Origin of the sequence: Streptomyces sp. CA-106110, from assembly GCF_050936285.1 — a bacterium.
Classification (GTDB): Bacteria; Actinomycetota; Actinomycetes; order Streptomycetales; family Streptomycetaceae; genus Streptomyces.
Genome location: NZ_JBNJNB010000002.1, coordinates 627,506 through 651,806, shown reverse-complemented (window position 1 = coordinate 651,806; position 24,301 = coordinate 627,506). Strand labels below are relative to the sequence as shown.

Genomic DNA, 24,301 nt, shown 5'->3' with positions numbered 1-24,301 from the left:
CGGACGATGCTCGGTCCAGGAGAAGAATCAACCGTCCACAGGCAGGAGGCCCCCGATGGACCGTAAGCAAGCCTACGGCGGACCCCAGGTCGTGGGTATGGACCTGCATGCCCGTCGCTCGGTGCTGCTGCGCATGACCCCGGAGGGGCAGCGGCTGGGCCGGGTACGGATCGACAACAGTCCCGCCGCGCTGAAGGCAGAGATGGCCAAGGCAGGCCCGCACCCGAAAGTGGTGCTGGAGGCCACCTACGGCTGGTACTGGGCCGCCGACGCCCTGGCGGAGGCCGGGGCCGAGGTCCATCTCGCGCATCCGCTCGGAGTCAAGATGTTCACCTACCGGCGGGTCAAGACCGATGACAAGGACGCGGCCGACCTGGCCGACCTGCTGCGCATGGGGCGCCTGCCCGAGGCATGGATCGCCCCGCCCCGCGTCCGCGAGATACGGGAGCTGGTGCGCTACCGCCAGAAGCTGGTCAACGCGCGCACCTCGGCGAAGACGCAGGTCCACGCGGTCCTCGCCAAGGTCTGCCTGCACGTGCCGGTGACCGATCTGTTCGGCCGGGCCGGCGGCGACTGGCTGGCAGGGCTCTCGCTGCACGGCCCCTACCGGGCGCGGGTCGCTTCGCTGATGAGGCTGATTACCTTCCTCAACGGAGAGATCAGCGACATCGAGAAGCTCACCGCGCAGTCACTCGCCGGTGATCCCGGCTACCGCGCGGTGCAGACGATTCCCGGGGTCGGCCCGATCTTCGCCGCCGTGATGGTCGCCGAGATCGGCGACGTCACCCGCTTCGCCAGTCCCGGACAGCTGTGTTCCTGGGCCGGGTTGACCCCGCGTCACCGCGCCTCGGACACCAAGATCCACCGAGGACCGATCACCAAACAGGGCTCGCCGCTGCTGCGCTGGGCCTGTGTGGAAGCGGTCCAGCGATGCTCCGCCGACACTCCGATGAGGCGGCTGAAGGACCGCATCACCCAACGCCGCGGCTCCGGCGCCCGCAACACCGCCAAGACCGCCGCGGCCCGCAAGCTGCTCACCCTGGTCTTCTACGCCCTGCGCGACGGCGAAGTCCGCTGCCTGGCCAAGACTGCCACGGCGTGAGCAGGCCGGAACACGGCCGGTGTGCGATCGTTCTCTGTCTGGCTCCCGCCGCGGCGGCGTGGCCGTTAGTCTGATCAGATCCCGTTGGCCGTCGCGAAACGCCCCATGCAGAGGCCCGTCCAGCCCACCGACTGGACGCGTGCCCGCGAAGGGATGACCGGCAGCCGAGCCTGCCCACCACGTGACCACACCGTTGGGGCGAGACACACAACTTCACACCCCTGCTCCTGGCACGGACGACCCTGGCGTCGTGCGGCGCTTCACGCTGGCCTCAACCGGTCGAAGACCGACAGAAAGACGGACAAGACAGCCACTTGACCGACCCCGCTCCTTCAGGGATGACAGTGAGGATATGACTGGTGGTTCTGCTGGTGGGCCTGACTCGCCTACTGACTGACGTCATCGACTGTCCTGTTTGGGATTTGTCGGCTCATCGGCGGGGCCGCCATGCACGCGGCCGGACGGGCGTTTGTGACCTTATAGGAGCTTGGTCCAGAAGCCCCGTCACTGTCTTGTCCACCCGCCCGACCGGCGCGTGCCGCCCTCGGAACGGACACGCCACAAGGACGGACATGACCAGCATGACGCACGACGGCCCGCAGATCACCGGCGGTGTCGACACACACGGCCTAACCCATCATGCGGCCGTGATCGACACGGTGGGCCGGCACCTGGCCGACCGGGAGTTCCCCGCCACCATCCGGGGTTACCGGGACCTGCTGGACTGGATGCGCTCGCATGGCGAGCTCGTCGCGGCCGGGGTGGAGGGAACCGGTGCCTACGGCGCCGAGCTCGCCCGGGTGCTGACCGCCGCCGGCGTCACGGTCATCGATGTCGACCGCCCGGACCGCAAGACGCGGCGGATGAAGGGCAAGTCCGACCCGATCGACGCCTACGCCGCCGCGACGGCCGTGCTGTCCGGACGCGCCACGGGCATCCCCAAGAGCCGGGACGGCGTGGTCGAGGCGGTGCGGGTGCTGCGGATCGCCCGCCGCAGCGCCATCAAGGCCCGCACGCAGGCCATGAACCAGATCCGGGGCCTGCTGGTCTCGGCTCCGGCGATGCTGCGTGAGCAGCTCGCGGGTCTGGACCGGGCCGCGCTGATACGCACGCTCGCCCGGTTGCGGCCCGGCGACGACCTGTCCCACCCGCTGGCGGCGACCCGGGCGTCGCTGCGGCGGCTCGCCCGCCGTCACCAGGCGCTGGACGAGGAGATCACCGAACTGGACTGCGAGATCGGGCCGCTGGTGAAGCAAGCCGCCCCCGCCCTGCTGGAACTGTTCGGGGTCGGCCCCGAGACCGCCGGACAGCTGCTGGCCTCGGCCGGCGACAACCCTGAACGCATGTGCTCCGAGGCGGCGTTCGCGCACCTGGCCGGGGTCGCGCCGATCCCGGCCTCGTCCGGCCGCACCCACCGCCACCGGCTCAATCGCGGCGGCGACCGGCCGCGAACAACGCCCTGCACACCATCGTGCTCACCCGCATGCGCTTCGACGAACGCACCCGCACCTACGTCGAACGCCGCACCAAGGAAGGGCTGAACAAGAAAGACATCATGCGCTGCCTCAAGCGATTCGTCGCCCGCGAGGTCTACCGCGCACTGACCAGCACACCGACCAGGCAAATCAATCAAACCGACCTGGCTCCAGCGGCTTGACAGCCATAGGAGCATCCCATCCCGACCAAGTCGCCGCACTGCGCGAGGACATGACGCTCATGGACAATGCGGTGGAGGAGATGCCGCGGTACGACGGGCCGGTTGAGACGCCGACGTTCAGGTTCACCACCGGCCCGGTCGAGATCGGCAGTACAGTCATCCCCGGCGGTGGTGAGCTGGTCCTCGTGGCCCTGGCGGACGCAAACCACGACCCGGCACGCTTCCCCGACCCTGGCCGCTTCGACATCCAGCGGCCCGCCAACGGTCATGTCGCCTTCGGCCACGGCATCCACTATTGCCTCGGCGCGCCGCTCGCCCGCACGGAGGCATGGATCGCGATCCGTGCCCCGCTGGAGCGCTGCCCCGACCTCGCCCTCGACGCCCACCCGGCCGCCCTGACCTGGCGCCACGGCATGCTCATCCGTGGCCCGCGTCAACTGCCGGTCCGGTGGAAGTCATAACCTTCCCGGTCGCCCCCGCAGATAACACGATTCCGGGCCTGAACCGCGAGTTCCCCAACCAGAGCGCCGTCATTGCCCCAGGTCGCCGGTCGTTCTGGCACGACAGTGGCACGCGAAGCATCCCGACCGCTGTGGTTAGGCCGGCCAACGGTCAGCGCTCGTGCCTGGCGGCTTCATCGGGATTGATGTGTGCGTCGTTCGCGGTCCAGTTGGCGAGTATGCGCAGGGCATTTTCGGACGGTGATCCGGGTTCGACGGTGTACAGGCCGAGCGTCTGTTCGGGGTCGCCCGTCGGAGTGAAGGCTTCGTAGCCCAGGGTGATGTCCCCGACCAGTGGGTGGTGGTAGCGCTTGGAGCCGTACTTGGGCTGGAACACGTCGTGGTCCCCCCACCATCGGCGGAAGTCCTGGTCGCTGACGGACAGATCGCCGACCAGCTGGGCCAGCTCGGGGTCATGGGGATGGTGGCTGGCATGCAGGCGCAGCATACCGACGATCGTGCGGGCGGTCTGGGGCCATTCGACGTAGAGATCGCGGGCCGCGTCGTTGAGGAACATGTAGCGAGCCATGTTCCGCTCGCCGGCCGGCAGGGCGTCGAAATCGGGATAGAGGGCGCGGGCCAGGTGATTGGCGGCCAGAACGTCCAGACGGTGTCCCAGAATCAGGGCCGGGATGTCGGCGATGTTCTCCAGGGCTCGCAACAACCCGGGGCGGACATACTGCGCAGCGGCCGCGCGCGGCCGCTGCCGCGCGGGCTTGGCCAGGGCGAACAAATGGTTACGCTCGGTGTCATTGAGCTGCAGTGCGCGAGCGACGGCCTCCAGGACGGAAATGGAGGCACTCGTACTGCGTCCGCGTTCCAGCCGCACATAGTAGTCAACGCTCACTCCGGCGAGCTGGGCGACTTCCTCACGCCTGAGCCCGGGAACCCGGCGCACGCCAGGATGCGGGGGAAGACCTGCTTGCTCCGGGGTAATGCGGGCTCGGCGGGTCCGCAGGAACTCCCGAAGATCAGTCTCGGGCACGTGCTCGCTCACGTTTCTCAGGCTAGCTCCGCGAGCAGAGCACGTCTTCAGCCATGGGGGTTCCGCCGTACCCCCCGATCGCCGCACCCCGGGTCAAACAGTGCTCTTCCTGGCTATTCGCGTCAGTGGTGCTCTGGATGCGTCACTCACCCCGGCCACCAGGGTCGGTCTGCGGGAGGGCACTCCAGCCGTCCCCGAGCCCATGAATGGGAACTAACGCATGTCTTTGAATTCCTACGTCACTCTCGGCCGCTCCGGGCTGCGGGTCAGCCCGTACACCCTGGGCACCATGACCTTCGGAGAGGACCAGGGCTGGGGCGCCAGCACGGAGGTGTCGAACGACATCCTCACGTCCTACCTGGAGCGCGGCGGCAACTCGATCGACACGGCCAACATCTACACCAACGGGCACGCCGAGAAGATCGTCGGTGACTACTTCGCGGCCCGTCCCGGCCTGCGTGACCGCGTGGTGATCGGCACCAAGTTCTTCCACAACCTCTTCGAGAACGACCCCAACGGCGGCGGCCCCAGCCGCAAGGCGATCATCCAGCAGCTGGAGAACTCGCTGCGCCGCCTGCAGACCGACTACGTCGACATCTACTGGCTGCACAACTACGACCCGGCCACCCCCGCCGAGGAGACCCTGCGGACCCTGGACGACCTGGTCAGCGCCGGCAAGATCCGCTACATCGGCTTCTCCGACGTACCGGCCTGGGCCACCGCCGAGGCGGCCACCATCGCCCGCTTCCGCGGCTGGGCCCCGCTCACCGCGCTGCAGCTGGAGCACTCCCTGCTCGAGCGGACCCCCGAGGGCGAGCTGCTCCCCATGGCCGAGGCGATGGGCATGGGCGTGTTCGTCTGGGGCCCGCTGAAGAACGGGTTCCTGTCCGGCAAGTACTCCAGCGCCACGACCGGCCCCGTCGACACCACTCGTGCGCACCTGGTCGGCCAGCCCAGACAGAGCGACTACGTCGTCATCGACGCGCTCAACGATGTCGCCCGCGAGATCGGCGCGACGTCCGCCGCGACCGCGCTTGCCTGGGTGCAGAGCCGGTCCGCGGTCACCTCCACCCTCCTCGGCGCCCGCCGCCTCGACCAGTTCGAGGCCAACCTCGCCGCCCTCGACGTCACCTTCACCGAAGCCCAGCTCGCCGCGCTGGAAGAGGTGTCCGCGCCCACCCTCAACTTCCCCGCGGAGAACAACCGGACGCTGGCCCGGATGAGCCAGTTCGCCGGTGCCACCGTCGACGGGATCCCGTCGATCGTCTCCCCGCTGCTGAAGGTCAGCGACGTCCGCTACTGACACGGCCGCTGCCGGACCCGACGCGGCAGCCCACCCCGGAGAAATGCGGCCCACGGAACCGCCGGCATGTCTGGACAAGCGCCTGCGCCGCCGGTGCCCTCCCTGGTCCCCATCGCACGTGGCCGCGGCAAGCGGGATGCCCGAAACGGCGCGCACGCACACGGCCAGGCACCCGGTGAACCTCATCGCGTGGGACGCAGAAGGACGAACGATGGAAACTCTCGCAAAGACATCACTCACCACAGCTCGGACGCTCTTTCGGCCTGCCGACGCGGCGATAGCCCTGCTCGACGCGGAGGGGACTGTGGTCGGGTGGACACAGGCCGCGCAGCGGCTTGTCGGCTACACGGCCGCGGAAGTGGTGGGCTGCTCCGCTGCCGTCCTGCTGGCGGGCGCCGACGACCGGGCGACGGTATCGGCGTTCTCGAAGCGGTGCAGTGCCCGGGGTGGCTGGTCCGGCTTCACCGAGGTCCGTCATCGCGACGGCCGCAGGATCGGCGTGCGCGTGTACGTGCAGTCGCTGTCCGGACAGGACGGCCGGGCCCGGCGGGTCGTGTCGGCGACCGACAAGATCATGCCTCCCTCGTGGGCAGCGGACGGATCGATGGGGGACTCGCTCCAGACCGCGCTGCACCTCCCGAGCCCCCTGCCGATCAGTTTCGCGATCCGCGACACCCAACTGCGCTGCACCTGGGTGAACGACACCATGGGCCTCAAGGACGGCATCCCCCTACGGCAGCGGCTGGAGCGCACGCTGACGGAGGCGACGCCCGGCACGGAGACCGAAACGCTCGAGGCGCTGATGCACCAGGCGCTGGAGAGCGGCGCCCCGACGATCAACGTGGAATACCGGGCCCTCCTGCCGACCCCGGTGCGCGGGGAACGTACGTTGGCTGCCGCCTTCTCCCGCATCGACGACGCAGAAGGCCGTGCGCTGGGCGTGTGCGCCGTGATCGTGGATGTCACCGACAGCCGGCGGGCGAGCGAGCGGCTGGCGATCCTGGGCGGGGCCAGTAAGCGGATCGGCACCACCCTGGATGTCATGCGGACCGGACAGGAACTGGCCGACCTTGCGGTGCCGCTCCTTGCGGACTACGCCACCGTCGATCTGGCGGAGTCCGTCCCGCTCGGTACCGAGCCCCTGGCCCGCCTCGGCCTGCAGGGCGGACGCATCCCAGCCTTCCGTCGCGCCGGCCTTGCCTCGGTCCGCCCGGGGGCCCCAGAGTCCCTGTTCGCGCGGGGAGAGCCGGTCTTCGTCGCGCCGACGTCGCCCTTCATCAGCGTCCTGCGCTCCGGAAAGTCCCACTTCGAGCCGGTGCTGGCCACCTCATCCCACACGTGGATGGACGCTGCGCGAGCGGAGAAGATCCGCGAGCACGGGATGCACTCCTTGATGGTCGTCCCGATCCACGCCCGGGGCGCCGTACTGGGCGTGGCGGTGTTCGTGCGGATGGCGGGATCCCTGCCCTTCGAAGAGGAGGACCTGCTGCTGGCCGAGGAACTCGTCAGCTGGGCCGCGCTGGCTGTGGACAACGCCCGCCAGTATGCCCGCGAACGCTCCGCGGCCCTCTCGCTGCAGCGCCATCTGCTCCCCCACCGGGCAACGGGCGGCTCCGCCGCCGACGTGGCCTGGCGTTACCTGCCCGCTGACAGCCACCACGGTGTCGGGGGCGACTGGTTCGATGTGATCGAGCTGTCCGGAGCCCGCATCGCGCTGGTCGTCGGCGACGTGGTCGGGCACGGCATCAACGCGGCGGCCACCATGGGCCAGCTGCGCACCGCGGTGCGCACTCTGGCCGGCATGGATCTGCCCCCCGACCAGCTGCTGGCCCACCTCGACGAGCAGGTCCTCCGCCTCACCGAGGAAGACGCCGACCCACACGACCCGGCACCCGCGGTCATGGGGGCCACCTGCCTGTATACCGTCTACGACCCGGTCACCCGGCGTTGCACGATGGCACGGGCCGGCCACCCCCCGCCCGCGATCATCGACCCTCACGGCCACGTCACCTTCCCCGATCTCCCTATCGGAGCCCCGCTCGGCCTGGGAGAGGTGGGGGTTCCCTTCGAGTCCGTGACTCTGGAACTGCCCGAGGGAAGCCTGCTCGCCCTGTACTCCGACGGCCTGATCGAGGACCGCGACCACGACATCGACGTCGGCATGGACCGTCTGGGCACCGGCTTGGCACAACCAGGCCTCCCCCTGGAAGATCTCTGCTCGACCGTGGTGGACGCGCTGCCGGCCAAGGCACCTAGCGACGATGTCACCCTGCTCATGGCACGGACCCGTGCACTCGGCCCGAGCCAGGTCGCCTCATGGCAGCTTCCGGCCGACCCGACAGTCGTCAGCCGCGCCCGGGCCCTGGCCACCCGCCAACTGACCCAGTGGGGACTTGAGCACCTGGTCGAGTCGACGGAACTGATCGTCAGCGAACTCGTCACCAACGCCATCCTCCACGGCAACAGCAACAGCAACAGCAACAGCAACAGCACGATCGGTCTGCGCCTTATCCGGCACGAGGTGCTCACCTGCGAGGTCTCCGACGCCAGCAGCAACTACCCGCACCTGCGCCACCCCTGCACGACCGACGAGCACGGCCGCGGCATGTTGCTCGTCACGCAGCTGTCCCGCAGATGGGGAACCCGCTCCACACCGGACGGGAAACTCATCTGGACGGAACAGCAACTGGCCCCCAGCCGATGACGCAAGGCCTTGCCCAGTCGACATCCCCGCGCGGGGGGGGGAGAGAGCACCGGACTCCGCGATCGCGGCTGGCCGGTGTACATGACGAAAACCAACCCGCCGGCCACCCGCCTGGATCGTCGTCCGCCCCGCATCCCAGGGCTGACGTCATGCCGGGTGTTTCGCCCGCTCGCAGTCCCGGCCGCCCCGAGACCTCCTGCGGCCACCGCTGACTGCGCCCAGCGGCTCAAGGTTCCCCGGCAGTGGCCAACGGGGGGACCCCGCTCCCCACCAACGCGAGGTACCGCCGTATCCCCGTCAGCCGCCGGTCCTCACCGACACGCACCCGCGTCGCCGGTGACCTTCCCGGTCAGCAGCGTACGTGATGGACAAGCACCGTGCTGTTCGATCACACCGCTTCGGACCCCCAACCCACACAGGCACACAGAGAGAGAACACAGAGAAATGACCCAGCAGTTCGCAGGCAAATCAGCGCTCGTCACCGGGGGCGGCAGCGGCATCGGGCGGGCGTCCGCCCTGGCCCTGGCGGCCGAAGGGGCGTTGGTGACCGTCGTCGGCCGCACTGCGGAGACCCTGAAGGAGACCGTGCGCCTCATCGAGGCCGCCGGCGGCTCGGCCCGTCATGTGGTGGCCGACATGACCGACGAGGCCCAGATCGAACATGCCGTCCAGGCCGCGACCGCGGACATCGGCCGCCTGGACACCGCTCTGAACAACGCGGGCTACGACGGCGAGTACCAGCTCACCCAGGACTACTCGACCGAGATGCTCGACCACATGATCGCCCTCAATGTGCGCGGTGTGTTTCTGTCGATGAAGTACGAGCTCCGGCACATGGTGGCGCAGGGCTCCGGCGCGATCGTGAACATGTCCTCCGGCGCGGGACTGATCGGTGTTCCCGGATTCTCCGGCTACACGGCCACCAAGGCCGCTGAGATCGCCATGACCAAGAGCTCGTCGCTCGAGGCCGCACCCCACGGCATCCGCATCAACGCCGTGTGCCCCGGCCTGGTGGACACCCCGATGATCGCGACCCTGGACGAGGACTATCGAAAGTCGCTCAGCGCCGCCCACCCCCTGGGACGGATCGCCCGCCCCGACGAGATCGCCGACGCCGTGGTCTTCCTCGCCTCCGACAAGGCTAGCTTCGTCACCGGCATCGCCCTGCCCGTCGACGGCGGCAACACCGTGGGCTGACACGGCAACCGTGTGTGCGAGCGGCACGCACTGGCACCAGGAACGCAATTCGGCTGAGAGTCCGAGCACGGATGGCACCCTGGCCGGCAGGCCAGGGTGTCTCAGCGTTTTGCAGACGGCCACCACTGTGCAAGTCGCCCTGGGCGTCGCTGCCACCTGCCATGCTGGAGCTCCCCTCGGGCGCGGGGTCGATCCCGGTCTCCTTCAGGATCTCCCCTATCGTGGAAGCCGCCACCTTGATCCCGAGCACAAGCAGTGCACCGTGCACCCTCCTGTAGCCCCACGGGATTCTCCCGAGCCAGGCGCAGCACCAGGACGCGAATGGAGTGCACGTTGCGTTGCCGGGCCGGCCCGACGGCTTCGGTCAAGAACGGGCCGCGTGGTGACGCGCGACCGGGTCGCGGTGCCATCGCAGCACCGCGTCCGGACGTACCAGCAACCGCAGTCGACGCGGTGCAGCGCAGGCGCCGACCTGCACCGCTCAGCTTCGAAGCCCCACCTTGCCGCCGGCTGAGTGCTGCACTACCGCGGCGATGACGCTCACGGAAGCTCATCCATCACCGAGAGATGGCGCTGTTATTGGGCGGCTGGAGAGCTATTTCGGCCCAAATGGTCTTTCCGATGGGCCGTTGCCTTGTGCCCCAGCACTCGGCGAGTTGGGCCACGATGAACAGTCCACGCCCACCTTCGTCGAAGCTGCGGGCCCGGCGCAGATGGGGCGCGGTGTTGCTGCCGTCAGACACTTCGCAGATGAGGGCGTCCTGCCGGATCAGGCGTAGCTGAATGGGGTCTTCGCCGTAGCGCATGGCATTGGTCACCAGCTCGCTGACGACAAGTTCGGCGACGAACGCCGATTCCTGAAGGCCCCAATCTCCCAGCTGGCGCGCTGCGAGGTCGCGGGCGCGAGCGACCTCGGTGAGATCCCCGGACAGGTCCCACGTGGCAACATGCCTGTCGTCGAGTTGTTGAGTGCGGGCGATAACGAGGGCGATATCGTCTCTGGGGCGATCATTCACCAGCGCGTTCAGGACGTGATCGCACATGTCCTCCAGGGAGGATATCGGCGCGGACAGCGCCTTGCGTAGAGATTCGAGCCCTTCGTCCAAGTCGTGTTGGGCGGATTCGATCAGGCCGTTGGTGTACAGGGCGAGCAGGCTGCCCTCGGGCAGTTGTAGTTCGACTGTCTCGAAGGGGAGTCCGCCCACGCCCAGCGGAGGACCGGCGGGAATGTCGACGTACTCGACGTCTGATCCTGGACGCACGACAGCGGGCGGTGGATGACCGGCACACGCGGCTGTGCAGCGACGTGAGACCGGATCGTAGATCGTGTAGAGGCAGGTCGCACCGACCTGACCGGCGTCAACTGCTGCACTGTTGCCACTGTCCTCCTCCGCGTGGTCTCCCTCTGTTCGAAGTCGAATGACAACGTCATCAAGGTGGGTGAGCAGTTCGTCGGGCGGCAGGTCAATATCGGCCAAAGTTCGCACCGCTGCACGCAGGCGCCCCATTGTGGCCGTGGCATGAAGGCCGTGTCCGACCACATCTCCGACTACGAGGGCGACTCGTGCCCCGGCGAGTGGGATCACGTCGTACCAGTCGCCCCCAACCCCGGCCCAGGCGTCCGCAGGCATGTAACGGGTGGCTGTCTCCAGGGCCGACTGCGTTGGGGTTCCCCGGGGCAGGAGGCTTCGCTGGAGCACCAGGGAGGTGTTGCGTTCGCGGGTGTAACGGCGGGCATTGTCGATGTACACCGCGGCCCGCGAGCTCATCTCCTCGGCGAGCAGCAGGTCGTCCTTGCCGAAGGGCTCGGGCCGCTGGTGGCGGGCGAAGAAGGCGACTCCGAGCGTGCCGCCCCGCGCGCGCAGTGGCACGCCGATCACAGAATGAATGCCGAACGCACGGACCGCCGCGAGCCAGCGCTCGTCCCCCAGAAACAAGCCGGCGGTCTGCGGGTCCTGCTCGACACGCAGCACTCCCCGGCCGCCGGTCAGGCATTCGGCCCGCAGACCCATGATGGGACTGTCCACGCCTCCGAGCGGGACAACCGCCTCCGGGATTCCCGGGAACACCGACTGGTGGGCGGCCCGGCGCAGCCGGAGCGGGCCTGCTGCGGATGCTTCTGGTAGGTGCGATGGTGCCGTCCCCAGGTCAGAGTCGCGGTCGCAGAGCAGGTCGACGGCGGCGAAGTCGGCGAACGCCGGGACGGCCACGTCCGCGAGTTCCTGGGCCGTGCGCGTCACATCCAGGGTGCTGCCGATGCGAGCGCTGGCGTCGTTCAGCAACTGCAGTCGCTTACGGGCCCAGTACTGTTCGGTCATGTCCTGCCCCGACATACACACACCGCGTACGGCACCGTCCCTGTTCCGCAGCGGGTACAGGAAAGCCGACCAGGCGCGTTCGCGGCTCTCGCCGGGAGCCCGCACGTAGGTCTCCACGTGCCTCGGCTCCCCGGTCTCCAGCACCCGGACCATGTTCCACTCGAGCTCGTGCATTACTGGGTCGGCAATGAACTCCGAGAATCGCAAGCCGCGCATGTCGGTCTCACTCAAGGCCGCGGTGCGTTGCGCGTCGTCGTTGGCCCGGCGCAGCCGCAGACGCGTGTCGTACAGCGTGATCCCACAGTTGGTCGCCTGCTCGAAGCTCCACGCCAGCAGCAGTTCGTCCTCTGGGACAGCGGCCGTGCCGGTCAAAGCGGAGACCAGGAACCAGTCGGCGCCACCACCCCCCTCCAGCCGGTGATGAGCGAGCACACCGGCCTCCACCTGATGTCCGTCCCGGTGCCGCAGCCGCAGCCTGCCATTCCACGTCGGCAAGGTGCGGATCCCGCCCAGCGTCTCGGCGTTGACCGTCTCGACGAGCAGGCTTGCTGCGGGCTCACCGATGATCTCGGCGGGGGGATAGCCCAGCAGCAGACGAGCGCCCTCGCTCCACCCCGTCACGATGCCGTGCTCGTCGACGACCGCCCTCGCCGTCCGTGCCTCGTCGAACACGTCGTCGGGCCGGCCCGGCGGTTCGACACCGGGGGTGCGACGCTCTTCCATCGTCGTCTCGCTTTCGCCGGGTCCCTGGGGTCTTCGCCCACCTGCCTCGCCAAGGGACGGGCCACGCCGGATCTGGTGTCTCCATGCTGCTACGCCGCAGGCACAATCTCACCCCCGGGTCATACTGGGGGCGGGGACCGCGTGCGCAGGGACACAACCGAGCCTTTCGAGCAGTTGGCAACTGTGAGTCATCACGTGATCGCGACGTGTCTGTTTTGACCCTCCCCGCATAGCGTCGCGCTCGCGGTCGCACTCGGCGGGGACTGCCTGGGTCGATGCCCGCGACGTCTCTGGCCTCCTTGACCTCGACCGGTCCGACATCGGTGAGCACGGATTTGCTCCGGGTGCCGTTGCGGTTGTTGCCGCTGTTCTTCCCGGCCGGGTCGTGTTTGTCATAGCCGAGGTGGTCGGTGATCTCGCTCTCGAGGGCGGACTCCAGTACCCGCTTGGTCAGCTGCTGCTGCAGCCCGCCCTGGCCGGTCAGCTGCAGCCCCTCCGGCCGTGCTCGGTCCACCAGCATCGCGATCAGCTGGTCATCCGCCCCCCCTCGGTCTGCCGCCCAGCCGCCGCCTCGTCTTGCCTCAACTCGACGTCTTGCTCGGACACTTGACGTATCTCCCTTGATCGGCAGATCCGCGGTTGGTTTTACAGGTGGGCGGGATCGCTGCGCTGATCACCTCGGATACGGGAAAATGGGGCTGGGCGTCCCGGTCAGCCGATGGGCCTGCGATGCGAGCGAGCTCGTTTTACAGGATGGCGATGGGGGCCGACCAGGGGACCACGGACTGTTGCCAGGGCATCGGGCATCCGCTGCCGGGAGCACGCGTGTCAGACTCCGCCTTCTCCCTGGGCCCCTCCGGGGTGTCCGCCGAGCATGGACGCATCGGGAGGGAGCCGAGGATGCCCCGGCACCAGGACGTGAAGGACGACATCATCCATCTGCGCTCTGCAGGAGTGGACTTGGGCAAGCGGTTCCTGCTCGCCTGCGTACGCACGCCGTCTGCGAAGCGGGCCGGCAGCTGGTTGCTGGAGACCGAGCGGTTCGGCACCACCACCGCCGAGATACGGCGCCTGCTGGCCTGGCTGGTGGACTGGCAGGTCGAGGTAGTGGTGATGGAGGCGACCTCGGACTACTGGCGCGGCGTCTACTACCGGCTGCAACCGCACCTGAACCTGATGCTGGTCAACCCCGCCCACCTGAAAGGCATCCGGGGCCGTAAGACCGATCCCAACGATGCGGCCTTCCTCGCTCGGGCGGGGGCCTCGGGCATGGTGATGGCTTCCTTCGTGCCGCGGCGGGACATCCGCGAATTACGTGATCTGACCCGACGCCGCACCGAACTGGTCCGGGCGGCCGGCTGGGAGGCACAGCGGCTGGAGAAGGAGCTGGAGGACACCGGGATGAAGCTCTCGGCGGTGCTCAGCGACGTCGCCGGCACCAGCGGCCGGGCCATCTTGGAGGCACTCATCGCCGGCGAGCGTGATCCCAGTCGCTTGGCCGACCTTGCGGTCGGCCGGGCCCGCAACAAGATTCCCGCTCTCGTCGAGGCGCTGGACGGCGACTTCACCGAGCACCACGCGTTCATGGTCCGGCACTACCTGGACGAGATCGACCGTTGGAAGAACGTCATCACCGGCTTCGATGCCCGCATCGCCCGGCTGCTGGCCGACCGCCAGCAAGACCTGGGCAACCTCGCCACCATCCCCGGGATCGGCCGCCTGGGAGCTGAGATCAGCGTCGCCGAGACCGGTGGGGACATGGCCCAGTTCGCCTCCGCCCACCACCTGGCCTCCTGGATCGGGGTCTGCCCGGGCCAGAACGAGTCGGCCGGGGTGAGCCGGTCCGGCCGCACCCGCCCCGGCAACAGCAACCTCAAACGGCTGCTCGGAATCGCCGCCATGGTCGGGATCAGGGACAAGGACTCCTACCTCGGTGTCTTCTTCCGACGCCTGGCCGCAAGACGTGGCGGCAAACGGGCCCTCGTCGCAGTGATGCACAAACTCGCCATCGCTATATGGCACGTCCTGCACGACAAGACCCACTACCGGGAACTTGGCGCCGACCACTTCACACGACGAGATCCCGAACGCGCCATGCGACGCATGCTCAGGGAAGCCAACAGCCTCGGCCTGACCATCCGCTTCGAACCCATCACGGCCTGACCGACTGCCACACCCACAAGTCATTTTCGTGTCAGTCCCGGTCGGCGGCGATCTGCTTGATCGTCGCGTCGGGCCGCGACTCGTACAGCGCGACCGCGACCGCCTTGAACTCCGGCGGGTAGTGCTTCATGACCACGGCATGTCCGTTCTCAGATCCTCAAGATCCAGTATCTCGAGTGTCCAAGATCAGGGGTGAGGGCCCCGATTGGCTCTGCCTCTTCATCGGTGCAGCGCTGTGTGGTGCTCGCTGGAGGAGGAAGCGCTGGCGGAGCAAGAGGACCCGGCTCGACCGTGCATCTGCCTCAGACCCTCTTGGCCCGTGTGTTGACGCCCTCGGTACCGGCCGTTGTGGAGGGGGCGGGTGCGGCCGACGTTGACCGCGGCGCGGTCGACTTCGAGGCGGTTCACGAAGGCGTGCTGGTGGGGCAGGCTGGAGGCGCGGATGGCTATGGTCCACTCTGTAGGCCTGCTGGCATTGTCGGCGGCTGGGGTGGGGAGTTCGGTGAACTCCAAGTGAGGCTGGCAAGTTCGGCCATCCGAGGGCAAGCAGCTCTGAGTTCCCGCAGGAGCGGCGTTAGAGCATGCCGACGTCGGCCTCGCGGGCGCTGTCCTTGACAGGGGCGTTGGATTCGTCGCGGGCGAAGGCGGCTGCCGCGATTTGCGGCCTGTGCTGCCGCGCTGCGCTGCCCCTGTCGTCGTAGGTCAATCCTCGCTCCTTTGCCCTGGGTGCCTTGCAACCGGAACCAGTTCCGCCTATGGTGCAACCGGAACCGATTCCGGATAGAGGAGTACGGCCGCCTGGCGGTACTTCGCGAGTGACCGCCCTCTCACCGTCTGTCGGCGACGTCATACACGACCGACCCTCCCCTCCTTCGGAGCCGAGGCCACCGACGCCGGGCCTGTCGAAGACGGCATCGGCTATTTGCCTGCGAGTGCACTTCGAGTGGCACTCAGCGCGAATTCCCCCACCCGATAACAGGGAGATCTTGAAGATGAACAAACAGCACCAACATGTATCCGTTCTGCCAACGCGGCTGATCATCGGAGACGAGCGTGTCGAGAAGTCGAGCGGCGGCGTCTTCGAGCACGTGAATCCCACCACCGGCAAGGTCCAACGGTCGCTGTCGATGGCCGGGCCGCAGGAGATCGATCGCGCGGTTGAGGTCGCGCGTACGGCACTTGTGGAGTGGCGTCGCTGGACGCCTGCCGCCCGGCGCGAGGTTCTGGTCAAGCTGGCCAACCTGATGCGCGAGCACGAGGACGAGCTGCGCACCATCATGACGCTCGAATCGGGCAACACCTCCACGATGACGCCCTGGCTGGTCGACTTCTCGGTCAACGTCACCGAAGATGCGGCGGGCTGGGCCGAGCGAATTTACGGCGACACGCTCCCGTTCAGCTCCAACAACCACTTCAAGTACACGTCGCCGGAGCCGGTGGGTGTCGTTGGTGTGATCACCACGTGGAACGGATCCGTTCCCTCGCTGGCGACCGTTGTTGCCCATGCGCTGGCCGCCGGCTGCACAATCGTTGCTAAGCCCTCGGAACTGGGAGCCTTTGGCCCTCTTCGGTTTGCCGAACTGTGTCTCGAGGCGGGCATCCCGGCGGGCGTTATGAACGTCGTTCCTGGCTCGAACGATGCGGGTGAGGCGCTGGTGTCCCATCCGGGAATCGACAAGATCGCTTTTGTCGGTAGCGCCCCGACAGCACGCAGGATATCTGCCTCGGCAGCCCCCCGGCTGACCCCGTGCCTGTTCGAACTCGGTGGCAAGTCGGCACGGCTTATCTTCGATGACGCCGACATCGACCGCGTAGTGGAAGCCTCGATGTCAGTCACCATGATCGCTGGCCAGGCCTGCACGATGGGCTCTCGATTCGTTGTCCACTCCAGTGTGTACGACGAGGTGGCCGAGCGCCTGTCGAAGCGACTGCAGGCGGTGAAGGTCGGCGACCCGTTCGAGCCCGACACCGACATGGGTCCCGTCGTCAACGGCCTTGCGTGTGAGCGGATCCTCGGTCTCGTTGACCGGGCCCGGGCCTCCGCGAACGTGCTGACCGGAGGTGCCCGGCTGGATGGCGACTTGAGCGAGGGATTCTTTATCGGCCCCACACTCGTCGAAGGCGTGGACAACACGTCGGAAATTGCGCAGACCGAAGCGTTCGGCCCGGTTCTGTCCATGACCCGCATCGAAGACGAAGATGAGGCGATCGCCATAGCCAACGACTCGGAGTATGGACTGGCGGGCTACGTCTTCACGCAGGACTTGTCGCGCGCGCACCGAGTCGCGTCGCAGGTCGACGCCGGTGTGATCGGCGTCAACGGTGCTTTCGCGCCGGCGGGCGACGGTATGCCCTTCGGTGGCCGCAAGTCGAGTGGCTACGGCAAGGTGGAGGGTCGCGCTGGAGTCATGGAGTTCATCAACATGAAGACAGTCTCGATTCGCCTGTGATCAGCGGTCGGCACCGTAACCTCTGGGGTGAACTGCGCAGGTGGCCCTTCGGTTCGGTCGAGTGACGGATGTCGGAGGTGGGCCTTGATTGTGCGGTTGCCTGGCAAAGCCAGTCGTTCAACCAAGGCCTTCAGGCGCTGTGGACCCACGTCAGGTCCGATGGCACATACGCAGAAGTAGGGTTCCGCAGCCGGGCGTACAGCGCGTCTGCCCACGCAACGACCCTCACCCGTCGGGTGGCCGACGGTGCAGGCACGACCCACTGAAGCGCTGAACCGCACAGACATCCATAGCCGTACGCGTCGGCTTTATAGAGGTGAATCCCATGCACCTCGACATGTACGGCTAGGAGGTACCAGCAATGGCCGATTGGGGGAACGTGAAGAAGAGCGTACGAGATAGAATCGTCGCGTCCGATCCAGGACTGTCTCGCCTGCAGACGGCCCTGTCCGTGGCGATGGCGCTTTTCGGGGCCATGTGTATTGCATACGGGCTCGTAAGGATCTCGGGGAAAGCTGGCCCGGACAAGATCCCGATCATGCTGATCGGAACATTTGTTGGCATGATGGCCACGCAGGCTTTGACGGCAACTGCGGTGCGCACCAAGATGATCACGGCACTATTCATTCCTGTCTCGACAGGAATCGGCATGGTCCTCGGAAGCAGCGCCGTACACAATACGCCGCTGATGCTGACCGGTTTCGTATTGATGATGTGGGCCGCGATCTATGTGCGCCGCTTCGGTGGCAGCTTTTTCCATTACGGTGCTCTGGGCTGGCTCGGCTACTTCTTCGCCATGCTTTTGCGCCTTGAGTTCAGTGCACTGCCCCTTGTGCTGCTTGCATGTGTGCTGTCCACCGTCTGGGTGTTGCTGTTCTCCGTCACCCTGCTGCGTCGTACTCCCCGCTGGGGCTTGAGCGGGGCGCGGAACGCATTCGCTGCCCGGTCCCGTGTTGTGGCAAGAATGTGTGTCGATCTGCTCGCGGCCGGGACCTCGCAGCAGCGCGCCTCCATCAGGCGCCGGCTGCATGCCCAGCAGCTTCGCCTCGCCGAGACCGCCTTGCTGACAGAAGCGTGGTCTGCGGAGCCTGGCGCACTACCGCGAAGAAGGTCGGCAACTGCGCTGCGCCGGTGGTTGCTTGGTCTGCAGGCGTCGGTGGAAGCGATGGTTGAGGCAGTCGATGTGCTTGCCGTCACCGGGACCGACAAGGTCAAGCAGACCGCCTCGGCAATTGCCGAGGTGCTGAGCAATCAGGATCACCCGGCCGCGATCGAAAGGGCGGACGACCTCCTCCGCTCCTGGGCAGCGGATGATCCCGCAGCAGGCAGCTCGGATGACAGCGCGGCGTTCGAGGCAGCGCGTCGGCTGGCCGACGCGGTGAAGAACTACAGCTCACTGGTCGATCGAGGCCCCCTCGAGACGTCGCGCGACGACCGCTCCGGGTCCTTCCGCCCTGCAGTCCCCATCGCCGCGGGGAACCTTCCGGGATCTCTTGCTGCGGCTCACTCCGTGACGGCGCTGGGCCGAAAGTGGACCCCCTTGAGGAAGGCGCAGGTCAGCACACGCCAAGCAGTACAGGTCGGGGTGGCCGGAGCCCTGGCCGTGTTGGTGGGGCGTGCAATATCGGAGGAGCGTTACTACTGGGCGGCCATTGCCGTATTCGTCGCCTTCACTGGAACTGCTACCCGTTCCGAATCAGTCGTTAAGGCCACCCACCGTGTGGTCGGAACTCTCACCGGCATGGTCGTCGGTCTCGGCCTGGGCCACCTCACCGAGGGCCACATCACTACCGAACTCGTGGTGGCTGTCCTCTGCATGACCTGTGGTTTTTACTTGGCGCCCCTTAGCCATACCTACCTGATCTTCTTCGTTACGGCGATGATCGTCCAGGTTTTCAGCGCACTGAACCAGTTCACGCCCGGGCTCCTGGTCGTCCGGTTGGAAGAGACCGTAGTGGGGTCGGTGATTGCCGCGCTGGTCGCTCTCATTGTGCTCCCGACAAGTACGCGGGATGCCAGCCGGCAGTCGCGCACACACTTCCTGTCCTCCATCGGCCGACAGCTCGATGCAGTCGCCGGACACCTGGACGGTAGTGCGACTGACAGTGAACTCGATGCGCACTCCCGCGCGCTGGACCGCGGATTGCGTAATCTCGTCCTGGTTTCAGCTCCTCTGACCAGCAAACTGGTCCCGGGTCGTGATGCCGTCCTTGTGCGGCTGGAGCAATACGCGCTGGCGGGCCGCATGAGCCGAGCACTGGGAAATGGGAAAGCTTCGGTGCCGGAGACCGGAGCGGCTGTGGCGCTGGCCACGGTGGCGAGTTCGCTGGCAGACGCGGCTCACAGCCTTGCCCAACGCCGAGCAAAGCACACCATTCCCGATACACGACGCCACCTGGCTGAGGCCGCAACGGCACTGGCCGCGGCCCCAGCAGACAGTTCTGAGGCACTGCTGCTGGCACGTCTGCACAGAATGTTGGACGGCCTCTGCGCTGTTCCTGCTGCGTCGGCCGGGCGTTTTAGCCGGCGGCGGCTCTGGAGGGGGTGAGACAAGTGCGCGGTCGCGGACGGGCAGAGGAACGGGGGATACCTCGGCGCCCTGGTCTCAACCCAGGCTACGCGTCGTACGGCTTTGACCTCGAACACACCTTCCGCATGATCAAGCAGACCTTGCACCGGCTTCGCCACCCGTCTCCATGCGCCGATCGGATTTCGCCTCACATCCAAACGGGCCGCAAGGCACCCCTGGGCGAAACACAACCCGGTGAACCGTCCCGATTACAGCACTGGACAGGGCGCAGCCAAACGGCTACAGTGCCGCATGTTGCGATTCGATGATTCCGGCCTCGACTGCCGAGCCTGGGTCCCGGCCAGCTATCGCGGTATCTGCCGCCCACGGCATGTGAACGAGCACTGGACTCGCAGCTGCGCCCTCGGCGTTCAAGTCGGGGGCGACAGAATGCAGGGGAGATCAGATGGATCTGGAGCTGAGCGGAAAACGCGCGATAGTGACGGGCGGGGGTTCTGGCATAGGCTTCGCCATCGCCTCCGAATTGTCACGGGAAGGTGTAAAGGTCGCAATCGTCGGACGCCGTGAGGATGTTTTGGCGCCTGCCGCAAAGAGGATAAACGCCGAGACGGGCAACGTCGTCCTTCCCGTCGTGGCCGATACCGGCGTCGACAGTACTGTCCGGAACATGGTCGACGTCGTGGTGGCCGAGTTCGGCGGCGTCGACATCCTTGTCAATGTCGCCTCGGAGAACCCTGCTCAACCGGGCGGATTGACCTACGAACACGCCACGGACGAGGCCTTCACACGGCAACTCAATGTGAAGGTCATCGGCTACCTCAGGACAGCTCGGGCCGTAGCCCCCTACTTTATCAACCAGGGCTGGGGGCGGATCATCAACATCTCGGGCGTCGGAGCCCGCAAAACCTATTCCGTCATCAACTCGGTCCGTAACAGCGGTGTCACCGCCCTGACCAAGAACCTGGCAGACGAACTCGGCCCGCACGGTGTGAATGCCAATGTGCTTTACCCGGGTCACACGATGAGTGAACAGTTCCAGGAGCGTCTCGAGCGAGAGGCAGCGGACGCCGGCGTCAGCTTCGATGACTATATCGCCTCCATCGACACCCAGAACGCGATCGGCCGCTTCGTCAAGCCGGAGGAGGTCGGCTGGGTCGCGGCCTTCTTGGCCTCTCCCAAGAGTGTCACCATCAGCGGCGAATCCATTACGGTCGGCGGCGGCCTCCTTGGAACCATCTCTTACTGACTCCCAGTGACTTCGCTTTCGTCACTGAACCGTCATTTCCCCAGCGGCCTGTTCTGTCCCGCACCAATCGGAAAGGAAACTGATTATGACCACCGCGTCAACGACGGCAGCCGGAACGAAAGACTGGACTGTCGCCGGCACCTACGACACCATCCAGGTGACTCCCGTTACGCCCACCATCGGCGCGGAGGTCACTGGTGTCTCCCTGGCAAATGTGGATGACCAGGTCTTCGAGGAGATCCACGACGCGTTCCTGCGGCACAAGGTCCTCTTCTTCCGGGATCAGGCGGACTTCACCGCGGTACACCTTGAGCAGCTGGCCGGCCGCTTCGGAGAGGTGGACGTCCCCCCGAAGGCTCTGCCTCTGTCCGAGACGCCGGGCGTTGCCGTGATCGAAACGAACAGCTCCAAGCGGCCGTATGTCGACTACTGGCACACGGACCTCGCCTACAAGCGCCGCCCCGCGCTGGTCTCGATTCTCTGCGGACGTGTTATCCCGCCGGTCGGAGGGGACACACTGTGGGTGGACATGGAGGCCGCCTACGAGGACCTGTCCGACGAGGTGAAGGAACGGCTGAACGGCCTGCGCACCTACAACTCGTACGAGAAGAGCCTGCGAGGGTACAACGAGTACGCCGCCCGTGACGGCCGTGAGCTGCTCTCGGAGGAAGTGATCGCGCAGCGTCTGGTGGAGCACCCGCCCGTCGAGCACCCCCTCGTACGGACCCACCCGGTCACCGGCCGCAAGTCGATCTACATGAGCATCAACGCCACGACGCACCTCGTTGGTCTCGACCCCGCGGAGAGCGACGAACTGCTGGACTTCCTCTACAGGCTGTCCGACAAGCCCGAGCACCAGGTTCGCCTCCGTTGGGCCGCCAATACCGTCGCCATGTGGGACAACCGGTCCACTCGGCACTACGCGACGGCCGACTACTTCCCCCAGCGGCGCGTCATGGAACGCGCGATCGTCATCGGCGAAGAGCCAGCGTAGGCAACATACCGAGTGGCCGCATGACAGGCCGAACCGTGCACGGTGCTGTGGAATCTAAGAGTCATCCCGTATTGGGATGCCACCCGATCAGTTCCCGTGTAGGTATACCGCCGTTGGGCGCGGCGTTTCCTGCGCGGGCGGCTGTTCCGACGTGGTCCTTGTGCCGCTGATTCGCGGGTCGGGTCTCATTCGGGGTAGGCCGGTAATGTTCGGGGGTTGTTCGTCGAGCAGAGGCCTGCTGGCCGGGGGCACCCGGACCGTGGGCTGCCGCGTGGGTGGGGCCCCTGCTGGGGCGGGCACCTCGCTGCGGTTGACTCGATAGGGCTTCTTGCAGCCCTGGTGAGAACAAGATCTGTGTGGCGCGGGCCTGGACGGTGTCCAGGCCCGCCGTGCTGGGATCGTCCGGGTTTTGAACCCGGACGTGCGCGGCGAGTGCGGCGGAGACCATGTCGCGGTCGGCGATCAGGCCGCAGGAGGTGCATCGGTGGACACGGTCGGCGAGGGTTTTCCGGACTTCTGCGCCGCACAGGCAGGTCTGCGACAGCTTCGTGTTGAAGGTCGAGGCCCGCAGTAGGTGGCCGCCGGTCTTCTCGCACTCCTTGCCGATCGCGGCGATGAGCCGACCAGGGGTGGTGGCCTGCAGGGCCTTACCCCACAGCCGGTACCAGGTGCGGATGTCGCAGTCCTCGACGACCAGGTTGGCGCCATGATCGGCAACGATCCGCTCAGCGATTCGCCGTGCGCGGTGGTCTTTCGCGGCGGCCGCAGTGGCCGCGGCCTCGGCGGGGTGTGTCCAGCCAGTGGTGTAACTCGGTTGTCGGGTTCTAGCGGCGGGCGGCCGAGAGTCGTCCGTCGAAGGTGATGTCGAATGCTTGCAGTGCGGGCTTCCAGCGGATCGCCCAGCGCCGCCGTCCTGTCCCGGTCGGGTCCAGGCTCATCACCGCCAGATACACGCACTTCAGCGCGGCCTGCTCCGTCGGAAAGTGCCCACGGGCGCGCACAGCCTTGCGGATGCGGGCGTTGATCGACTCGATGGCATTGGTGGTGCATACGATCCGGCGGATCTCCACGTCGAACCGCAGGAACGGCACGAACTCCGACCAGGACGACTCCCACAACCGCACGATCGCCGGGTATTTCTTCCCCCACGCCTCGGCGAACTCCATGAACCGCTCCAGCGCGGCCTCTTCGGTCGGCGCGGTGTAGACCGGCTTCAGTCCACGCGCGATCTTCTCCCAGTCCTGCCGCCCGCAGTACTTGAACGAGTTGCGCAACAGGTGAACGACGCACGTTTGCACGATCGTCGCAGGCCAGACCGTATTGACTGCGTCCGGCAACCCCGTCAACCCGTCGCAGACCAGCATCAGCACGTCCGCGGCGCCGCGGTTCTTGATCTCGGTCAGCACCTGGAGCCAATATTTCGCGCCCTCGCCCCCGTCGCCGACCCACAGGCCGAGGATGTCGCGGTGGCCCTCGGCGGTGACCGCCACGGCCATGTAGACGGGCCGGTTGGCGACCTGCCCCTCCCTGATCTTCACGTTCACACAGTCGATGAAGACGACCGGGTAAACCGGGCCCGCATCGAGTGGCCGGTTCTGCCATTCCGTCATCCCCGCGACCACGCTGTCGGTGATGGTGGAGATGGTCTGCTTGGAGACGTTCGCCCCGTAGACCTCGGCCAGGTGGGCGGAGATCTCGCCGTGGGTCAGGCCCTTGGCGGACAGGGACAGCACCATCTCATCGACACCTGCAAGGCGCTTCTGGCGCTTCTTGACCATCATCGGCTCGAAGGTGCCGGTCCGGTCTCGGGGCACCTCGATCTCGACGGTGCCGATGTCGGTGGTCACGGTCTTGGCTCGGTGGCCGTTGCGGTAGTTCTCCCTCCGCCCGTCCTCGGCCCGCTCGCCGTTCTCGTGGCCCAGGTGGTCGGTGATCTCGCCTTCCAAGGCGGACTCCAGCAGCTTCTTGGTCAGCTGCTGCAGCAGACCGCCCTCGCCAGCCAGCTTCATCCCGCCGTCCTTTGCACGGGCCATCAGCTGCTGGATCAGGGCGTCGTCCACGACCTCGTCCACGGTCACCTCCTGGGCCTTGGTGTCACTCACCACGTCAGTCATCAACTGTCGCTTTCAGCCCGGGAGTTACACCAGTGACCGTACAGTCCCGGACGTGGGCAGGGGGTATTTGCTGGTCTGCCCGGCGTTTCCACGGTTCTGCTCCGGTCGGGCCCCTGGCGGGGCGGGATGGTCAGTGACGTCGGGCCGCCTCGGGTGGCGCGTGGACGGTGTCGAACAGTCGTGTCCAGAGCCTCACTCACTCCCCAGCCATGAACCCGGCGCCCCCCCGACGTGACAGCTGGCTCCACTCCTGCCCATCACCCACCGACCAAGCCGAAACGGCCCGCCAGCCGAACTGACGAGCCGTCACGAAAT

At 66.9% G+C, this 24,301-nt stretch carries 14 protein-coding genes and 3 pseudogenes; 11 read left to right on the top strand and 6 right to left on the bottom strand.

The features are described 5' to 3' along the window. Positions 1-55: 55 nt before the first annotated feature. The 3 genes and pseudogenes from ACQEXA_RS60605 to ACQEXA_RS60595 all read left to right on the top strand — a co-directional run. Entirely contained in the window at positions 56-1,102 is a 1,047-nt protein-coding gene (locus ACQEXA_RS60605; protein WP_432924671.1) for an IS110 family transposase, read from the top strand. A gap of 581 nt (positions 1,103-1,683) precedes the next feature. Beyond that, positions 1,684-2,759: pseudogene (locus ACQEXA_RS60600) on the top strand (IS110 family transposase). A gap of 14 nt (positions 2,760-2,773) precedes the next feature. Then, positions 2,774-3,220 (top strand): annotated as a pseudogene (locus tag ACQEXA_RS60595) (cytochrome P450); the annotation flags it as partial. Between the two features lie 151 nt (positions 3,221-3,371). Here the strand turns inward: ACQEXA_RS60595 and ACQEXA_RS60590 are convergent. Further along, a complete protein-coding gene (locus tag ACQEXA_RS60590) occupies positions 3,372-4,256 on the bottom strand; it encodes a helix-turn-helix transcriptional regulator (RefSeq protein ID WP_433135219.1) in 885 nt (294 codons plus the stop codon). A gap of 208 nt (positions 4,257-4,464) precedes the next feature. Between ACQEXA_RS60590 and ACQEXA_RS60585 the strand changes: the two genes are divergently transcribed. From ACQEXA_RS60585 to ACQEXA_RS60575, 3 genes are all read left to right on the top strand, one after another. Next, a complete protein-coding gene (locus ACQEXA_RS60585; RefSeq protein WP_432941450.1) occupies positions 4,465-5,547 on the top strand; it encodes an aldo/keto reductase in 1,083 nt (360 codons plus the stop codon). A 211-nt stretch (positions 5,548-5,758) separates the two neighbouring features. Further along, complete coding sequence (locus ACQEXA_RS60580) at positions 5,759-8,251, top strand: SpoIIE family protein phosphatase (RefSeq protein ID WP_432941447.1); 2,493 nt, start codon at positions 5,759-5,761, stop codon at positions 8,249-8,251. A 444-nt stretch (positions 8,252-8,695) separates the two neighbouring features. Next, a complete protein-coding gene (locus ACQEXA_RS60575) occupies positions 8,696-9,448 on the top strand; it encodes an SDR family NAD(P)-dependent oxidoreductase (protein ID WP_432941445.1) in 753 nt (250 codons plus the stop codon). Between the two features lie 557 nt (positions 9,449-10,005). Here ACQEXA_RS60575 and ACQEXA_RS60570 read toward each other — a convergent pair. Both ACQEXA_RS60570 and ACQEXA_RS60565 read right to left on the bottom strand, forming a co-directional pair. After that, positions 10,006-12,489: a SpoIIE family protein phosphatase gene (locus tag ACQEXA_RS60570; RefSeq protein ID WP_433135218.1), complete on the bottom strand. Its 2,484-nt coding sequence runs from the start codon at positions 12,487-12,489 to the stop codon at positions 10,006-10,008. 223 nt (positions 12,490-12,712) lie between these two features. After that, positions 12,713-13,009 (bottom strand): annotated as a pseudogene (locus tag ACQEXA_RS60565) (transposase); the annotation flags it as partial. 380 nt (positions 13,010-13,389) lie between these two features. On the opposite strand from ACQEXA_RS60565, the gene ACQEXA_RS60560 reads away from it, so the two are divergent. Then, positions 13,390-14,652, top strand: a complete 1,263-nt coding sequence (locus ACQEXA_RS60560) for an IS110 family transposase (RefSeq protein ID WP_432941440.1) — start codon at positions 13,390-13,392, stop codon at positions 14,650-14,652. A gap of 574 nt (positions 14,653-15,226) precedes the next feature. Here ACQEXA_RS60560 and ACQEXA_RS60555 read toward each other — a convergent pair. Beyond that, complete coding sequence (locus tag ACQEXA_RS60555; protein ID WP_432941438.1) at positions 15,227-15,358, bottom strand: hypothetical protein; 132 nt, start codon at positions 15,356-15,358, stop codon at positions 15,227-15,229. Between the two features lie 286 nt (positions 15,359-15,644). Between ACQEXA_RS60555 and ACQEXA_RS60550 the strand changes: the two genes are divergently transcribed. The 4 genes from ACQEXA_RS60550 (at position 15,645) to ACQEXA_RS60535 (ending at position 21,872) form a co-directional block, all read left to right on the top strand. Then, positions 15,645-17,102 (top strand): aldehyde dehydrogenase family protein, encoded by a 1,458-nt coding sequence (locus tag ACQEXA_RS60550; protein ID WP_433135217.1) that lies wholly within the window; start codon positions 15,645-15,647, stop codon positions 17,100-17,102. A 538-nt stretch (positions 17,103-17,640) separates the two neighbouring features. After that, a complete protein-coding gene (locus tag ACQEXA_RS60545) occupies positions 17,641-19,650 on the top strand; it encodes an FUSC family protein (protein WP_432941433.1) in 2,010 nt (669 codons plus the stop codon). Positions 19,651-20,077: 427 nt separating this feature from the next. Continuing rightward, entirely contained in the window at positions 20,078-20,878 is an 801-nt protein-coding gene (locus ACQEXA_RS60540; RefSeq protein ID WP_433135216.1) for an SDR family oxidoreductase, read from the top strand. An 85-nt stretch (positions 20,879-20,963) separates the two neighbouring features. Beyond that, positions 20,964-21,872, top strand: a complete 909-nt coding sequence (locus ACQEXA_RS60535) for a TauD/TfdA dioxygenase family protein (RefSeq protein ID WP_432941428.1) — start codon at positions 20,964-20,966, stop codon at positions 21,870-21,872. Between the two features lie 61 nt (positions 21,873-21,933). Here ACQEXA_RS60535 and ACQEXA_RS60530 read toward each other — a convergent pair whose 3' ends face one another. Both ACQEXA_RS60530 and ACQEXA_RS60525 read right to left on the bottom strand, forming a co-directional pair. Beyond that, entirely contained in the window at positions 21,934-22,488 is a 555-nt protein-coding gene (locus tag ACQEXA_RS60530) for a zinc ribbon domain-containing protein (RefSeq protein ID WP_433135531.1), read from the bottom strand. A 208-nt stretch (positions 22,489-22,696) separates the two neighbouring features. After that, a complete protein-coding gene (locus ACQEXA_RS60525; protein WP_433135215.1) occupies positions 22,697-23,986 on the bottom strand; it encodes an IS256 family transposase in 1,290 nt (429 codons plus the stop codon). Between the last annotated feature and the right edge of the window lie 315 nt (positions 23,987-24,301).